Here is a 15,778-nt window from a genome sequence, read left to right as displayed (position 1 = left end):
AATCAAAAGCTAATATTCATAATAGTTATATCAATTTTACTCATGAAGTCTTCTTATTATCTTGTATGCAACCACGTTTTCCATGACCATTGGTGATTTATGAGCAAAAAATATAATTCCATCAGTGGGAGATACAATTTTTTCAACAATTTCACCTTCATATGGATGGATTATTTCTGCAAGAACATCTCCTCTTTCCACTCCATCTCCCGGATTCTTTAATGGTCTGTATATTCCTCCTGTAGTTGTTTTAACTGAAAGTAAATCATCTTCTTTGAGTACACTTGCTATGTATCCACTATGACTATTGTATTTAATTACTCCCATTCTTGTCAAAAATCTTAAAACCGCAACTACTGCATGTTTGGCAGAAACTTCATCTATTTGATCTGTTGCATTAGTATATAAAGAGAATGCACTAGCCTCCCACATTTGCCAATTATAATTCAGTGTCATTGTATCATATGGTTTTGGTTTACGAATTAATACATATTGCAAACCAAACAAATTCGCAAGGCTTGGACTTTGATATCCTGTTTCCATCATTCTAATATGAGGAATAAAATCTCCTGGCATATAAAAGCTAGTAAATTGAATTCCAAATGGATAATCTTTTACTTGTTCAAAAACACCATTAGCAATTCTCTGAGTAGTCTCCCCATTTTTCTCCCCTGGAAACATTCTATTTATATCAGTATTATCCATTGTCCAAAATCTTTTTCCTATATTCATTGAATGAGGATTTACACAAGGGATAACGAGGATTTCACGATCTCTTGAGATTGCACCTTTTTGTTCTAATTTAGTCAAAGTCTTAATAAGTTGAGAGCAAGTATATAATTGCTGTATTTCATTACCTCTGATTGCCCCAACTATACAAGCAGTTTTTTCACCTTTTCCGAATTTATATCCTGTAACTCTCATATCATCCCTATGAGGTGATTTCAATGTATATAATATTTCTTTTCTCATTTTGCACCTCCTAGTACTCTTGCAATAAGAGAGCCTTCGTACACTACTGGATATTCTCTTAATGTAAATATAACTCCATCACATGGTGAAATCACCTGTTCCTCAACCTCGCCAGTTAATGAACTAAAAATTTCTCCAACTCGTTCCCCCTTTTTTATCTCACTTAAATGTTTCACACTAGGCATAAATATTCCAGATGCCTTAGCATTTATAAAGTTTACTTCTTTTTCAGTAGACACAATAGGTTCTCTTACTGGAGTTACTGTGCCTGTCCATATATCTAATTCTTTCATTAAATTAAATATACCTGTAACTAGTTGATCACCATATTCTTTTGTAATTCTCATTCCAACTCCCATTTCAACCAGTAATGTGGGTATATTCTTATTATTTAAACTATATGTGAGTGTAGACTCTAAAACTGTAGTTTCTGGATGTACCCATATAAAATCCATATTTAATAATTTAGCGTAAGGTACTAACTTATCTTTTATATGATCACTCACTCTAACCTGAGGTACTTCTCTCAAAAATATATTACTTGCATGTAAATCTATGCACATATCTGCACCATCTATATCTTCAATAATCTTCGCTGCAACATGCTCTGCCATAGCTCCACTTTCTGATCCTGGAAAAATTCTATTCATATCTAAATCAAAAGTTGGCATCCCTCGGTGTATCGAGTCTATTCCAAGTGGGTTAAGTGATGGATATATATCAACGATTCCATTAAGATATTCAATATTTTCTCTTATTTCTTTTATTAACTTATAACATACATATTGACCTTCAAGCTCATCTCCATGGAGCCCAGTGACAATGCATATTCGCTTTTCTTTTCCACTAATCTTAACTGGTGTAAGTCTATTTTTCTTGATTACTAACCTCTCATCAACTGCTAGTTCTAACGATACTATTGTTTCTACCATATTACCCTCCACACACTTAACAACTTATTGTCTTTACTAAAATGCCAAAACGTATAGTTTTTCTCATTCATCTTGCAATTGTAAAAACTGTCTAATTTATCATCCTATATGTAAAAAAATTTTCTTTTAATACAAAAAAATAAGCAAAGACCCCCCACTATGTGAGCTTCTTTGCTTTAATTTAATATTACTACTTGGATATTTTATTGTCAAATATTTTTACATACCATATATGAAACTGCTTTCTAAAACATTTCAACATTACTTATATACACTCTTTTATTGATTCTTCCAATACATCCATTCCATATTTAACTTGTTCATCTGTCATAACTAGCGGTGGTAAGAAACGAATTACATTGCCAAGTATACCTGCATTTAAGAATATAACCCCATTTTCATAACATTTTTTAATTATAGATTTAACTAAATCTGCTGCTGGCTCTTTTGTGCTTCTATCTTTTACAAATTCTAATCCTACCATTGCACCTAAGCCTCTTACATCACCTATAACTGTATACTTTTCCTTCATCTCATTTAGTCTTTCCATAATATATCCGCCAAGTTTTAATGATTTTTCACATAGATTTTCTTTTTCAATCTTCTCAATAACTTTAAGCGCTGCTACGCATCCAAGAGGACTTCCAGAATATGTTCCGCCAATTCCACCAACACATGCTGAATCCATTATTTCCTTTTTAGCCACAACTGCGCTTAGCGGTACTCCAGCAGCTATTGATTTTGACATAGTGATAATATCTGGTTCTATACCATAATGCTCATGCGCAAACATTTTTCCTGTTCTTGCAAATCCTGCTTGTATCTCATCAACTATAAATACTATATTGTTCTCATTACAAACTTTTTGCAATTCTCTCATGTATTTTGCAGATGGAACTACAAATCCGCCTTCACCTTGTAATGGCTCAATTATTAAACATGCAATCATGTCTGGAGAAAGTGTTGTTTTAAGCATAGTTTTTAGTCTATTAATACATTCATCTGCATATTCTTCTTCTGAAACTCCAAGTGGTGCTCTATATGAATAAGGGAAATCAAATTTATATGTTTCTGGTGCAAATGGTCCAAAACCATTTTTGTATGGTTTATATTTACTTGTTATTGACATAGTCATATTTGTACGACCATGGAAAGACCCAGTAGCTGAAAGTACTCCTGTTTTCTTCGTATAAGTCCTTGCTATTTTTATAGCATTTTCTACTGCTTCTGCTCCACTATTAGCAAACATTACTTTCTTTTCGTAATCTCCAACTGTTATTTCAGTTAATTTTTTTGCCAAAGCACCGTAAGATTCATATGTTACTACATTATAGCTTGGGTGAATAAATAATTCTGTTTGTTTCTTTATTTCTTCAACAATCTCAGGATCACAATGTCCAACATTTTGAACACCAATCCCTGCTGCAAAATCTAAAAATACATTTCCATCTACATCTTTAATTAGTGCTCCCTTTGCCTCAGCTATAGCAATATCTGTTGATACTGAAACTCCATCGGCAACATATTTTTTTCTTTCCTCTAATATCTCTATTGATTTAGGACCTGGTATTGATGTTACTAATTTTACATTTGATTCTTCTATCATTATAAAAACCTCCATTAACGTTTATTTTCTTAATATATTTCTAATTCCATAAAAATGGAGCCATCATGCTTATTTACACGAAAGACTCCATTGCCTATAAAACTTATTTAAATTTCTTAACTTGTTTATATAATAATACTTTCTATTTTTCTTTTCTATGTCCAAGCATTATAATGTTTTTGTCTATTTTGACTAAAATACAAAGATCAAATGCACATAAGCATATTAAAACTTAGATTAATACAGGCTTAAAAATAACATATTAGTGCACATTGGCCATATTATTTATTTTTCAAATATTTTATCAATATATAACTTAGACTTATTTTGAGACTTACTGAAATCATAAATATTTTGATTCCGGAAAACTATAAAATATCTTTGAAGTCTCTAAGTAGCAGATTGTATATACTATTTACCTGTCTATTTAAGAATTTTACCAATGTCTAATGCAATCTTTACTTTAATACAATCATTGAAATCCCGTAAATCACAATTTAATAGTTCTTCTATTTTTTTAATTTTATATTTAAGGGTGTTTCTATGAAGAAATAGCTTTTCTGCTGTAACTGTAATATTACAATTCTCATTTAGATACATCTCCAATATTTCAACTAAATTATTATCTTTACTATCAGAACTACTAATTGGACCTAGAACTTCTGAAAAATAATTTTCTAATATACTCCTATTCTCAACGCTGAAAAGTATGCTATAAATCCCTATATCTTTGTATCTTGTAATTGTGTCATCTAAACCTTGGCATTTAGCACTATCTATAGCTAGCTCCGCTTCATTTAATGATTGTTTCATCATTTTTAAATCCTTGTACGAGTTTCCTATTCCTACACTTACAGACATTCCATCCATGCGATTCTTTGTAGCTAACTGTATCTCTTTTAAAGCCTTATCCAATCTATTCATGCAATTTTCTTCTGACCTAATAAAAAAGATTACAGCATCATCCTTATCTATTATTGGTACCTTTAGTGCATGTTTATCAAGTATATCTTGAACTACTTTTCTAAAGTTTATTTTAATCTTAGATATACTTTTCTCATCACCTAAATTCTTTAACTTTAAATATCTCTCGAAACCATCAATATCTATAACACATATACAACATCCGCCTGATAGATTGTATCCAAAATATGCGGCCTTTTGTATTGCATCTCCTTCTAATTCACCATCTCCAAATAGAATATTACTTAAAAAATGCGATAAAGAATTTTCCTCAATACGAGATAAAATAATAGCATTACTAATTTCCCTTGAGACTTCAACCAATTTAACTTCCCAAGGTAATGTGAACAATGGAATTTCAAGTTCATTAGCGAGTTTAATCGCCTCTTCAGATACATTCTTTATGTATGGACCTATATTTACTATTAAGCCCGAACCATTTTTCTCACTAATTCCTTTAATAAAATCTAGTAATAGCGCCTCATTTTCTCTAATTCCAACGCCGGTTATAAATATGATTTCTCCACCTTGTAGCCATTTAATTCCCTCCAATGGATTCTCAAAACATTCTGCCACATATATCCACTCTATGCTTTTTTCTAAGCCACCTTCTCCACCAACAAGATTAATTTTTCTTAAGGAATCTAATTTAAGTATATCTTTTACCGAAATTGACATAAACTTCACCATTGCCCCTCTAATTATTTAAAATGTCATCTTTATTTATTATATTTTTATAATAATATCTCCTCATAAAAAAAGATATAATATTATGATAATTTTTTCATATTAAAAAGAAGGTTGATCAAATTCTTCTTACTCTCAATATTTATTGATATAATCAGAATTTGCTCAACCTTCTACTAACAATGTTTCATATTCTCTTTTAATATGGGTAAATACCTTGATTCTTAGTTACAGTTTTTACATAAACGTTTATAATAGAAAATAATTTACCAGGTGACACCTAAATAATTGTTCACCATATACCCCACTAGTTAAATTTCAACATCTTCTTTTCTACTAATTTTACTAGTTGTGAAAGTGGCAAACTTAATATTAAATAAAATCCTGCTAAAATTGTATATGATTCAATAGTTAAAAATGACTGAGATGCATAACTTTGAGTACGTAATAATAGTTCGCTAACTGAGACATATGCAAGAAGTGATGTATCTTTTAACATCATTACAAGGTAATTTCCAAAAACAGGTATTACATTTCGAAGTGCCTGCGGTATTATTATTCTAAACATAGTTTGATTACTTGTAAGTCCTAATGCTAATGCTGCTTCTGTTTGCCCTCCATCTATTGATAATATTGATGAACGAATAACTTCCGATATGTAGCAGCCATAGTTAATCCCAAGACCTAGTGTTCCCGCAACTAGCGAACTTATTTTAAATTGATATCCTGGATTCCAGATTTGTACAATGATAGATACTAAAAGCGGTACTACATAATACATATATACTAATTGAACTAATAAAGGAGTTCCTCTTATAAATTCTAAAAATACTAATAAAAATCCTCTTAAAATTTTTATTTTACTAATACGTCCAATTGCAATAAACAATCCTAAAATTATTGCTAAAAAAAATCCAAATACCGTCGCTTGTACTACAACCCAAAGACCTGCCTTTAATGAGGGTACTAAGAACTTTAAAGCTGTACCAAAATCCAAATTAGATAAAATATCCATATTTATTTCCTCCCCTTCTAAAAAAGAATCCGTCTGGATTCTTTTTTAGTTTATATTGTTACTTGTCAGAAGCTTTACCATCTTCTACTGATACAAAATAATCTTCATTCATTCCATACTTCTTAAGAAGTTTTAATATTGTTCCATCTTTCTTCATTTCATCAATCTGTTCATTAACTGCATCTGCTAACGCTTTATCATTTTTTCTAACTGCTGCTGCTATCATTCCAGATGTTTCGGCTTTATATGGAGATAATATCTTTAAATTAAGACTGCTATCTTGTGATAATGTATACCCTGCAACCATTCCATCAGTTATACATGCATCTACCTTTCCAGTATTTACTGCTAACATTAATTCAGATTGACTTCCAAATACTTTAACATCTTTCACTGATCCATCTTGTTGCCACTTTTGAGCTGTTTCAAGAAACGCTGTACCTTTTTGCCCGCCCAATGTTGCATTCTTCAAATCGTCTTTACTTGCAATTTTTGAATCCTTAGGAATTACTATGGCTTCGCCTTCCTTATACCATATGTTTGTAAATAATGCTAATTTCTTACGCTCGTCTTTAACATACATTCCATCTGTTACCATATCTACTGTATTATTATTTAACTCAACCAATAGGTTTTCAAATGGTATTTGCTTCATTTCAACTTTATTAATTCCCAATCTTTTCGCAACTTCTGTTATTATTTCTGCATCAATTCCAGTAAATTCATTTGTTTTAGCATCCATAAATGCAAATGGTGCATCATTTGATGAAGCAACTGTTAATACCCCTTTTTCTTTTGCAGCTGCTAATGTATCCTTTGATTTATCATTACTTGATGATGTTGATGTAGTACTTGAATTTCCCGAGCCACATCCTGTCATAAATCCAATACAACTCATCATAACCATTATTACAACTAATAATTTTTTCCCTAGTTTCTTCATAATTAATTTCCCCTTTTCGTAATTATTTTTAAGGTTGAATCTTTTGATTATTTATATTAACTTTAAATTTAATATGTGAAGTTAATTTAAAACTCTAGATAAAAACTCCTTTGTTCTTGGATTTTTTGGATTTCCAAAAATCTCTTTTGGTGTACCCTCTTCAACTATATAACCCTTGTCCATAAAAATTACTCTGTCAGATACATCTCTAGCAAATCCCATTTCATGAGTAACAACTACCATAGTCATACCATCCTTAGCTAATTGCTTCATAACATCTAACACATCACCAACCAATTCTGGATCTAACGCTGATGTAGGTTCATCAAATAAGAGCATCCTTGGTTCCATTGCTAGCGCTCTTGCTATTGCAACTCTTTGCTGTTGTCCACCAGATAGAGTCCTAGGATATACATCTGCTTTGTCTTTTAAACCAACCTTTTTAAGAAGTTCTAGAGCTATTTCCTCAGCCTCTTTTCTATTTTTCTTTTTTGTAAGCACTGGTGCCAAAATAACATTTTCTACTACTGTATGTAGAGGAAATAGATTATATTTTTGAAATACCATTCCTACTTCTTCCCTAAGAGAACGGCTATCGACATTCTTGCCCAGTATATTTGTACCATCATAGAACATTTCTCCACCTGTTGGAACTTCAAATAGATTTAAGCACCTTAAAAATGTACTTTTACCAGATCCCGATGGTCCTATTATACAAACTACTTCCCCTTCTTTTATGTCTACACTTATATTTTTTAAAACCTCTAACTCTCCATATTTCTTTGATAATTCATTAACCTTATACATATTATCAACTCCACTTCATCTAAAGTAATAAGAAAAAGGCGCACCGTTTTTTTCTTACAGTGCGCCTTCGCATTTAATATTAAATTATTACATTGTTTTGCGTTAGGATAATATTATCATGGTAGTTCCCCTATTTCTATAACCATAAATAACAATTTTTTTGTGCAGTATGCACACTATTTGATTCAACACTAAGTTTATTCAATAATACCTGAATCTATTAATTCAACTACAATTTGCATATAATATCTGACTTCCTTGTTAGATATATTTTAAGTTGTTAGTACTCTTTTATTATCTCTTTGTATAGTTCAGGTCTTCTATCTTGAAATAAGGTGTAGTATTCGGATCTAAGCTTTCTAGGCAATTCTAAATCTATTTCCCCAGATATTATTCCCTCTATCTCATCATTTAACTCTTTTAATGGTCTTCCAACAGGGTCTACTATTTTACTATGGCCAAAAAAGCCCAATTCTTTATCTTGTCCAATTCTATTTGCAGCTACTAAATACATGCAATTATCAAACGCTCGTGCTCTTGTCACTAGATCCCAATCATCAGAATATGGTTTTTCCCAATTAGTATTAACCACAAGAAGCTCAGCCCCTTTCAAGCAATAAGTTCTTGCAACTTCTGGAAATGCAGTATCCCAACAAATCATTACTCCAATTTTTCCAAAGGAAGTATTAAAAATTGGAAAATCACAGCCTGCTTTAAAATATCTTTTCTCTGTATCAAATAGATGAACTTTTCTATATACTCCTGCCACTCTCCCGTTACTATCTATACACACAGATGAATTGTATAGAACATCTGTTAGAGCACCATCTTTTTCTGGAAAGCCATAAACTATATTAGTACCAAATTTTTTTGCAAGTTCACTTATGACTTTTATACTATTACTACTTTCCACTACTTCAGCTAGGTCTTTAAATTTATTACCACATTCATATCCCGATGTTATTAACTCAGGAAATACTATTAAGTCAGTTTTACTATCTTTCTCCATAATCTCATTTATGAATGTAACCATCTTTTCTAAATTATAATTTACATCACTTAGTTTTGGCTCCATTTGAACGCAAGTAACTTTTATTTTCATCTTTCCATCCCCTTACTTCTAATACGTAACCCTCTCTCTTTTCATCACTTTTAGCCTTACTTTTTCCAAATATATTACTAATAGCAAAACCTATTACAATCCATACCAATACTATATATGGAAACAAGTTATTAGGAAACTCTGGTATAGGATAAACATTAGAATATAATACATATAACAAGGCTGCTATTGATGCTATTGGTATTATTAAATGAGTTTTTCCCCATACTTTGTTTCTTGTAAAGTAAACCATAGCTCCTATACTTGTAAATATATACGAAACAAGTATAGCTAATGATCCTATTGTTGCTAAATAATCAAACACTTCTATACCATCATGTTTAAATAATGCAATTTGAACTATATCTGATATTATTATTATTAATATCAATCCAAAATATGGTGTATTGTGCTTAGGATGTATTTTCATCATCGCTTTTGGCATTATTCCATCTCTACCTAATGCAAATAACATTCTTGAACCAGCACAATAAGATCCAAGTGCACAAGAAAAGTTTGAACATGCAGCAACCAACATTAATATTGTACCAAATCCTGCTGTCATATATTTTGTTGATAAATCTGAAAGTGGAAGTGTTGAAGAAGATAACGCCTCAAGTCCTTTTACATCAAGACCAAAACCTATAACTTGTGCATAACTACAAACTAAGTAAAATAACCCTGATAAAAATACAGCACTTATTATTGCTATTGGAATGAATTTTTTAGGATTCTTTGTTTCTTCACCTAAACTTGAAGCACTTTCAAAACCTATAAAAGAAAGAAATGCGAATACTGAAGTTGAAGCTAAAGCTGATGTGCTAACCCCATTACTCTTAAAAGGAATTAAGCTCAAACCGCTTGTAGTCCCAACTTTAATTAAAATTACAACTGAAAGTAGTAGTATAAGTAATATTGATATTCCTTCTATTACTAGAATAATTCTATTACATATCTTTGCATCAATTATTCCTAATGCAATCATTGCAATAGATGCTATTATTGAGATTGGCATCCAATTTACATGAAATCCAAATACAGATAAAAATCCAGAGAAGAAATTACCAAACCCTGCTGCAGTGCCTCCTGCTAATGCAATGTAGGCAAGTAATAGTGCCCATCCTGATGTAAATCCCATTTTATTTCCTAGGGCTGTTTTAGTAAAAGCATAAAGTGAACCTGATGCAGATATATAATGATTAAATTTTATAATCGAATATGATACGAGACCTACTACTATAGTTGAAATTAGAAATACAAGTGGTGTAGAAAACGAGCATGTCTGAGCCATTAGAGATATATTTAATGACATCGCTGCTGTTGGTGCTATAATAGCCACTGATAAAGCCACTGTTTCAATAATACTTAAATTATCCTTCTTTAAACCTGATTTTTCCATAATTATTCCTCCTAATAAATATTTTTTAATCTTGATAACACAAAAGGCGCACTGATTTTTATTTCAGTGCGCCTTTGCATCTAATAAATTATTTTAAATTTCTATATTATAATGACTTGTAATATATATCCTTAATTTCTTCTAATGAAAATTCCTTAGGATGATTTACTATGCTTGGTCTTGAAACCTTCATACAGTTTTCAGCCATCCATTCTACATCTTTTTCTTTAATACCAAGCTCTCCTAAAGTAACTTTCAAATCAATCTTTTTCAGAAAGTTTCTTATAGCATCTGCACAGTCTGCTGCATCAGTTCCTCCTAATAGTTTAGATATGTTACTGTACTTTTCTAAATTACTTTCCCATGATTTTTCAACAATAATTGGTGTAAGGGCCGCCAATCCTTTGCCATGAACAATATCATGTAAGCCACTCGCTGGATGTTCAAGTCCATGAGGTGCAGTTACTCCCGCTATTCCTATCACCATTCCACCTAGTGTACTTGCTAAAGTTACACTATCCCATGCATCTAAGTCACTTGGATCATTGTACACTTTAATTAAGTTCTCTGATAGTAATTTTATTCCATAAAATGCTTTCATATCTGTTAGTGGCTGTCCTATTTTTGATAAATACGCTTCCATATTATGTGCTAATGCATCAAATCCAACAGATGCAAGTATGCTCTTTGGCATTGTCACCATAAGTTCTGGGTCAATAATTGATGCTTTTGCAATAATTATATTTGTTCTAATGGATTTCTTATCCTTAGTTTCAGGATTTGTAAGAACTGAAAAACAGTTTCCTTCACTTCCAGTCCCACATGTTGTCGGAACTAGAACTATAGGCAATGCTTCACTCCCTTGTTTAATACCAAATATATATTCTGATATATCTCCAGGATTTTTAGCTGAAAAGGCTATACTTTTGGCTGCATCCATAATACTTCCACCACCAAGCCCTAAAACAACATCACATCCAGTTTCTTTTATAACATCCACACCTTCATATACAGTTGTGGTAAGTGGATTTTGCTCTACTTTATCAAAAATTTCATATTGAACTTTTGCTTTATTTAACAAATCTATGGTTTTATCAAGTAAACCACTTTTTTTTGTACTGTTTCTCCCAGTTACAATAAGCGCTTTCTTTCCATACTTAGCAACCTCAGTTCCTATTTCATTACTTCTCCCTCTCCCAAATAGAAGATTTATTGGTAAATTATAATTAAAATTCATTTTAACTCCCCCTAAGTAGTTTAATTGTTGATTCTAAACTACCGATAATTTCTGTTTATCTTAGCATTTTCTTATAATCTTAATTTTCAATAAAAGAATATAAAAAAATGCCTTTATTAATAATAAAGACATCTTTGTCAAAACTATAATACCATATTGGCAATATATATTCTATAATTTTATAGACAATAATTTAGTGCACATTGGACAATTAATAATCCTCTTGCTATTTAAGTCTTAATACCAAAATTTTCAGTTATAAGATAAATATTCATAAACAAATAAATCTTGTAACTTTTGTTACATACTTATTATCATATAAAAACTATACTTTAGTTAATGAATTACAAATATTAATGAGGTGTTAATTATGAATATAGATAATTTGATGAGAGAACATAAAGGTATTTTTGAGGAAATAAATTATATAAATGAGTCAATTAATAATAAAAAATTTGATTCTGATCTTTTGGATATAACTACTCATATAAACAAACTTGCTGGAAAGTTGAAAATTCACCTAAGTTCAGAAGACAAATTTTTATACCCTAATCTACTTAATGGAGATGATAATAAACTTAAAAACCTAGCAAATTCATATATTAATGAAATGGGTGGAATTTCAGATATATTTACAAATTACAAAAATAAATTTAATACAAAAAGTAAAATAATATCTGAAGGCAATGAAGTTTTTATAAGCGAAACAAAAAAAATCTTAGTTGCTATAGAAAAGAGAATTAGTAAAGAAGAAAGTCAGTTATATAAATTAATTAGATAGATTTATATAATACTTCACTTCTTAATCATATATAGGGTTACGAAATGAGAATCGAACTTATGTGAATCCCCAACGAAATTGAATACATATTTGTTTCATAGGACTATGAAAATTTCGCTGAAGGGTTCTTAAGGGAAGGTTGCACCCATTACTGCATGTTCCCACTTTCAGTGTGACAGGCAGTAAATGGAACAACCTTCCTTTAAGAACCTAAGCAGCTTATTTTCAAATGCCTACTACACAAATATGTATCCAATTTCTATGTTTGTGATATCTCAAATTTTCAAGTTGGAACCCTATAGACAAATAAGTGTTGAACTTATGCATATAGCTTATTGTTGGTTTATTTATACCAAATCTATAATCTTATATACCGAAAATAAACTCAATTTACTTAAAACTAAGCGAATTGAGTTTATAAATATTCTTCCTATATACTTTTATTTATCTTCAAATAATGCAGTTGATAAATAACGTTCTCCTGTATCTGGTAATAATACCACAACTGTTTTTCCTGCATTCTCTGGACGTTTTGCTAATTCTGTTGCAGCAAATGCAGCAGCTCCTGATGAAATACCAACAAGCAAGCCTTCTGTTTTAGATAATTCTCTAGCAGCAGAAAATGCTTCTTCTGTTGTTATTTTTATAATTTCATCATATATTTTTGTATTTAAAACGTCTGGCACAAATCCAGCACCAATTCCTTGTATTTTGTGAGGGCCTGATTTACCTTCTGATAAAACTGGTGAATCTGCTGGTTCTACTGCAACAATTTTAATATCTGGATTTTTAGATTTTAAGTATTCTCCAACTCCTGTAACAGTTCCACCTGTACCAACACCTGCAACAAATATATCTACTTTTCCATCTGTGTCTTCCCATATTTCAGGACCAGTTGTATTTTTATGAACTTCTGGATTGGCTGGATTTACAAATTGTCCTGGTATAAATGAATTTGGAGTCTCATTCGCTAACTCACTTGCTTTAGCTATAGCCCCTTTCATTCCTTTTGCTCCTTCAGTTAGAACTATTTCAGCTCCATAAGCTTTTATAAGACTACGTCTTTCTACACTCATTGTTTCTGGCATAACAATTATAACCTTATACCCTTTTGCTGTACCTACAGATGCAATACCGATTCCTGTATTACCACTAGTTGGCTCAATTATTACTGATCCTGGTTTTAATAAACCTTTGTTTTCAGCATCTTCTATCATAGCCTTTGCAATTCTATCTTTAACGCTTCCTGCTGGATTAAAATACTCCAACTTAGCTAATATTGTTCCTTTTAAATCTTTTCCCTTACTATAATTTGCAACTTCTAGTAATGGGGTTCTACCTACTAATTCTGCTAAATTCTTATATATCTTTGACATTCCAACCACTCCTTAAACTTTCTCATATAATTCTTATCAGTTTACTATGTTATAAGTATATTCTTCTGTTTTTATATAGTCAATACTTTTTTGTACATTTTAAAAAGTTTTGTCTAAATTACATATATATGCAATTTATGATAAATATACATACTAATAATTATTTTTTAAAAATAAAATAGTAAATTTTTATTTTTGATATATTATTACATTCTATTTTCTAACTATTTATAGTAATTTATTCACAATTCAATTACTACTAATTTTTAAAGAACAAAGTTTCAGGTGACTTTAGATAAATTCTGTATTGTGCTTCAAACTCTTTTTATATGTGTAGATTTCCTACAGAATAAAAAATAAGCAAATTCCTAGACTCAGGATATTTTGCTTATTTTTCTCTATATTGAAACACATCTTGATTCCGATATTTGTTTTAATAGATATTACTTTATGAATTTAATCACTCCATCTTTTCTTCCGTGTGCCTTCGGTGTATTAGCAGGATACCCTAAAGCTGCCATTCCCCAAACAATATGGTTTTCAGGTATTTCAAAGCTATTTAATACTTCCCTTACTTCTTTTTCATCACAAATATTCTTTAATTGATTAACCCAACATGAACCTATTCCTAGTGAATTTGCCATTAAGAATATATTTTCTAATGCACAAGAACAATCTGCAAGTCCATTTGTATTCTCTCTATCATTAGACAACATAATTAAAGTTGGAGGCGCATAAAAGTTATATCCAGCATCTCTTTTCAAAGCTTCTCTAACTACTTTTGCAAGCTGCTCCATCTTTTCTTTATCTTGAACAACTGTAAATTGCCAACTTTGTTTGTTCATTCCGCTTGGTGCATTTACTCCTGCCTGTAAAATTAAATCCAATTCTTCATCTTTTAATTGTTCTTCCTTAAAAGCTCTCACACTTCTTCTTGTTAATATGTTTTGTAATACTTCATTCATGATAACATCTCCTCTTACACAAAAATGTTTATACGTTATTTTTCCATTTAATTTAAAGATAATTAATTATAGTTTTTATGATTAAATTATATCACTATATTAATGTTATAACTAATTGCACTAAGCAGTTTTTAATTAACATCAGCTTTATATTCATTAGGTAGTTTAATATAATCAATGCTACTTTTTCTATATTGCACAGGTGTAATATTAAACTGTTTCTTAAAATGTTTATAAAAAGTAGGAGTATCCTTAAATCCACAAGAATAAGAAATCTCTGTTATATTCATTTTCGTGGTTTCAAGTAAATTCACGGCAGTATTTAACCGAAAAGAAATAAGATATCTCTGAGGTGAAACTTTATATTCCTCCATAAATATTTTATATAAATATGTTCTATCAATTCCGACGTATTTAGCTATATCGCTAACTTTGATATCATAGCTAAAGTTATTATAAATATAATCACGGGCCTTATCAGCATATGATTCACAAGTGTTTTTTTCTTTCATATTTACCTGATCATACATACTTGAAAAACACATATACAACTGACCAATAAGAGAATATTCATTGTGACTATCTTCTTCATAATTCTGTATTAGTGAAAGTAGCCTTTCTTTGAGAATCCCATTACTATTGTCTTTAAAAATTAAACTATTTTTTGATAATCCACAATTTTTTAGAATAGTGCTAGCATCATTCCCATCAAAACTTACCCAACAGTACTCCCAAGGCTCTTCTTTATCTGCTTTATAATAGGTAGATTCACCTGGACAAATTAAAAAAGCCTCTCCCCTTTGTAATTCATAGCATTTGTTATTTACATAATATTTCCCTTTTCCATTTAAAATATAATGCAAAAGATAGTGATGACGAATGGCAGGCCCAAAAGAATGGGATGGTGCACAGACCTCATGGCCTCCATAGTATATTGTTAAAGTACTGATTGATCTATATTTTGAAGTAAATTCTAACTTTGCTTCCATTAAT

General features: G+C 30.7%; 14 protein-coding genes. 1 reads left to right on the top strand and 13 read right to left on the bottom strand.

Annotated elements, in window-relative coordinates:
• Nucleotides 1-36: 36 nt before the first annotated feature.
• The 10 genes from T483_RS0118715 to T483_RS0118670 all read right to left on the bottom strand — a co-directional run bounded on the left by T483_RS0118715 (nucleotide 37) and on the right by T483_RS0118670 (nucleotide 11,663).
• Complete coding sequence (locus tag T483_RS0118715; protein ID WP_026888202.1) at nucleotides 37-972, bottom strand: M14 family metallopeptidase; 936 nt, start codon at nucleotides 970-972, stop codon at nucleotides 37-39.
• Entirely contained in the window at nucleotides 969-1,904 is a 936-nt protein-coding gene (locus T483_RS0118710; RefSeq protein ID WP_026888201.1) for a M14 family metallopeptidase, read from the bottom strand. Before T483_RS0118710 ends, T483_RS0118715 begins: the two co-directional genes overlap by 4 nt.
• A gap of 265 nt (nucleotides 1,905-2,169) precedes the next feature.
• A complete protein-coding gene (gene gabT / locus T483_RS0118705) occupies nucleotides 2,170-3,510 on the bottom strand; it encodes a 4-aminobutyrate--2-oxoglutarate transaminase (RefSeq protein WP_026888200.1) in 1,341 nt (446 codons plus the stop codon).
• A gap of 423 nt (nucleotides 3,511-3,933) precedes the next feature.
• On the bottom strand, nucleotides 3,934-5,151 hold the full coding sequence (locus T483_RS0118700) for a PucR family transcriptional regulator (RefSeq protein ID WP_026888199.1): 1,218 nt from the start codon (nucleotides 5,149-5,151) through the stop codon (nucleotides 3,934-3,936).
• Between the two features lie 316 nt (nucleotides 5,152-5,467).
• Nucleotides 5,468-6,175: an amino acid ABC transporter permease gene (locus tag T483_RS0118695; protein ID WP_026888198.1), complete on the bottom strand. Its 708-nt coding sequence runs from the start codon at nucleotides 6,173-6,175 to the stop codon at nucleotides 5,468-5,470.
• Nucleotides 6,176-6,233: 58 nt separating this feature from the next.
• A complete protein-coding gene (locus tag T483_RS0118690; RefSeq protein WP_026888197.1) occupies nucleotides 6,234-7,118 on the bottom strand; it encodes a substrate-binding periplasmic protein in 885 nt (294 codons plus the stop codon).
• A gap of 81 nt (nucleotides 7,119-7,199) precedes the next feature.
• Nucleotides 7,200-7,925 carry an amino acid ABC transporter ATP-binding protein gene (locus T483_RS0118685; protein WP_026888196.1) on the bottom strand — a complete coding sequence of 242 codons (726 nt, stop codon included), beginning with the start codon at nucleotides 7,923-7,925 and terminating at the stop codon, nucleotides 7,200-7,202.
• 280 nt (nucleotides 7,926-8,205) lie between these two features.
• On the bottom strand, nucleotides 8,206-9,027 hold the full coding sequence (locus tag T483_RS0118680; protein ID WP_026888195.1) for a carbon-nitrogen hydrolase family protein: 822 nt from the start codon (nucleotides 9,025-9,027) through the stop codon (nucleotides 8,206-8,208).
• On the bottom strand, nucleotides 8,981-10,426 hold the full coding sequence (locus T483_RS0118675) for an APC family permease (protein ID WP_026888194.1): 1,446 nt from the start codon (nucleotides 10,424-10,426) through the stop codon (nucleotides 8,981-8,983). Before T483_RS0118675 ends, T483_RS0118680 begins: the two co-directional genes overlap by 47 nt.
• 106 nt (nucleotides 10,427-10,532) lie before the next feature.
• The gene (locus tag T483_RS0118670) at nucleotides 10,533-11,663 is read right to left on the bottom strand and encodes an iron-containing alcohol dehydrogenase (protein ID WP_026888193.1); all 1,131 of its coding nucleotides are present in this window, start codon (nucleotides 11,661-11,663) and stop codon (nucleotides 10,533-10,535) included.
• A 370-nt stretch (nucleotides 11,664-12,033) separates the two neighbouring features.
• Here T483_RS0118670 and T483_RS0118665 point away from each other — a divergent pair, with 370 nt between their 5' ends.
• Nucleotides 12,034-12,444, top strand: a complete 411-nt coding sequence (locus tag T483_RS0118665) for a hemerythrin domain-containing protein (protein ID WP_026888192.1) — start codon at nucleotides 12,034-12,036, stop codon at nucleotides 12,442-12,444.
• Nucleotides 12,445-12,884: 440 nt separating this feature from the next.
• Here T483_RS0118665 and cysK read toward each other — a convergent pair whose 3' ends face one another.
• The 3 genes from cysK to T483_RS0118650 all read right to left on the bottom strand — a co-directional run bounded on the left by cysK (nucleotide 12,885) and on the right by T483_RS0118650 (nucleotide 15,774).
• A complete protein-coding gene (cysK, locus tag T483_RS0118660) occupies nucleotides 12,885-13,820 on the bottom strand; it encodes a cysteine synthase A (protein ID WP_026888191.1) in 936 nt (311 codons plus the stop codon).
• A gap of 443 nt (nucleotides 13,821-14,263) precedes the next feature.
• The gene (locus tag T483_RS0118655) at nucleotides 14,264-14,785 is read right to left on the bottom strand and encodes a nitroreductase family protein (RefSeq protein ID WP_026888190.1); all 522 of its coding nucleotides are present in this window, start codon (nucleotides 14,783-14,785) and stop codon (nucleotides 14,264-14,266) included.
• 131 nt (nucleotides 14,786-14,916) lie between these two features.
• A complete protein-coding gene (locus tag T483_RS0118650) occupies nucleotides 14,917-15,774 on the bottom strand; it encodes an AraC family transcriptional regulator (protein WP_026888189.1) in 858 nt (285 codons plus the stop codon).
• Nucleotides 15,775-15,778 lie beyond the last annotated feature (4 nt).

The organism is Clostridium beijerinckii HUN142, assembly GCF_000621745.1.
GTDB classification, from domain to species: Bacteria; Bacillota; Clostridia; order Clostridiales; family Clostridiaceae; genus Clostridium; species Clostridium beijerinckii_A.
This window is presented reverse-complemented; position numbering and strand designations above follow the sequence as displayed.

Excerpts from the sequence above, each read along its gene's own strand:
- T483_RS0118715 (WP_026888202.1), bottom strand. The coding sequence starts at position 972 with ATGAGAAAAGAAATATTATATACATTGAAATCACCTCATAGGGATGAT.
- T483_RS0118710 (WP_026888201.1), bottom strand. The coding sequence starts at position 1,904 with ATGGTAGAAACAATAGTATCGTTAGAACTAGCAGTTGATGAGAGGTTA.
- gabT (WP_026888200.1), bottom strand. The coding sequence starts at position 3,510 with ATGATAGAAGAATCAAATGTAAAATTAGTAACATCAATACCAGGTCCT.
- T483_RS0118700 (WP_026888199.1), bottom strand. The coding sequence starts at position 5,151 with ATGTCAATTTCGGTAAAAGATATACTTAAATTAGATTCCTTAAGAAAA.
- T483_RS0118695 (WP_026888198.1), bottom strand. The coding sequence starts at position 6,175 with ATGGATATTTTATCTAATTTGGATTTTGGTACAGCTTTAAAGTTCTTA.
- T483_RS0118690 (WP_026888197.1), bottom strand. The coding sequence starts at position 7,118 with ATGAAGAAACTAGGGAAAAAATTATTAGTTGTAATAATGGTTATGATG.
- T483_RS0118685 (WP_026888196.1), bottom strand. The coding sequence starts at position 7,925 with ATGTATAAGGTTAATGAATTATCAAAGAAATATGGAGAGTTAGAGGTT.
- T483_RS0118680 (WP_026888195.1), bottom strand. The coding sequence starts at position 9,027 with ATGAAAATAAAAGTTACTTGCGTTCAAATGGAGCCAAAACTAAGTGAT.
- T483_RS0118675 (WP_026888194.1), bottom strand. The coding sequence starts at position 10,426 with ATGGAAAAATCAGGTTTAAAGAAGGATAATTTAAGTATTATTGAAACA.
- T483_RS0118670 (WP_026888193.1), bottom strand. The coding sequence starts at position 11,663 with ATGAATTTTAATTATAATTTACCAATAAATCTTCTATTTGGGAGAGGG.
- T483_RS0118665 (WP_026888192.1), top strand. The coding sequence starts at position 12,034 with ATGAATATAGATAATTTGATGAGAGAACATAAAGGTATTTTTGAGGAA.
- cysK (WP_026888191.1), bottom strand. The coding sequence starts at position 13,820 with ATGTCAAAGATATATAAGAATTTAGCAGAATTAGTAGGTAGAACCCCA.
- T483_RS0118655 (WP_026888190.1), bottom strand. The coding sequence starts at position 14,785 with ATGAATGAAGTATTACAAAACATATTAACAAGAAGAAGTGTGAGAGCT.
- T483_RS0118650 (WP_026888189.1), bottom strand. The coding sequence starts at position 15,774 with ATGGAAGCAAAGTTAGAATTTACTTCAAAATATAGATCAATCAGTACT.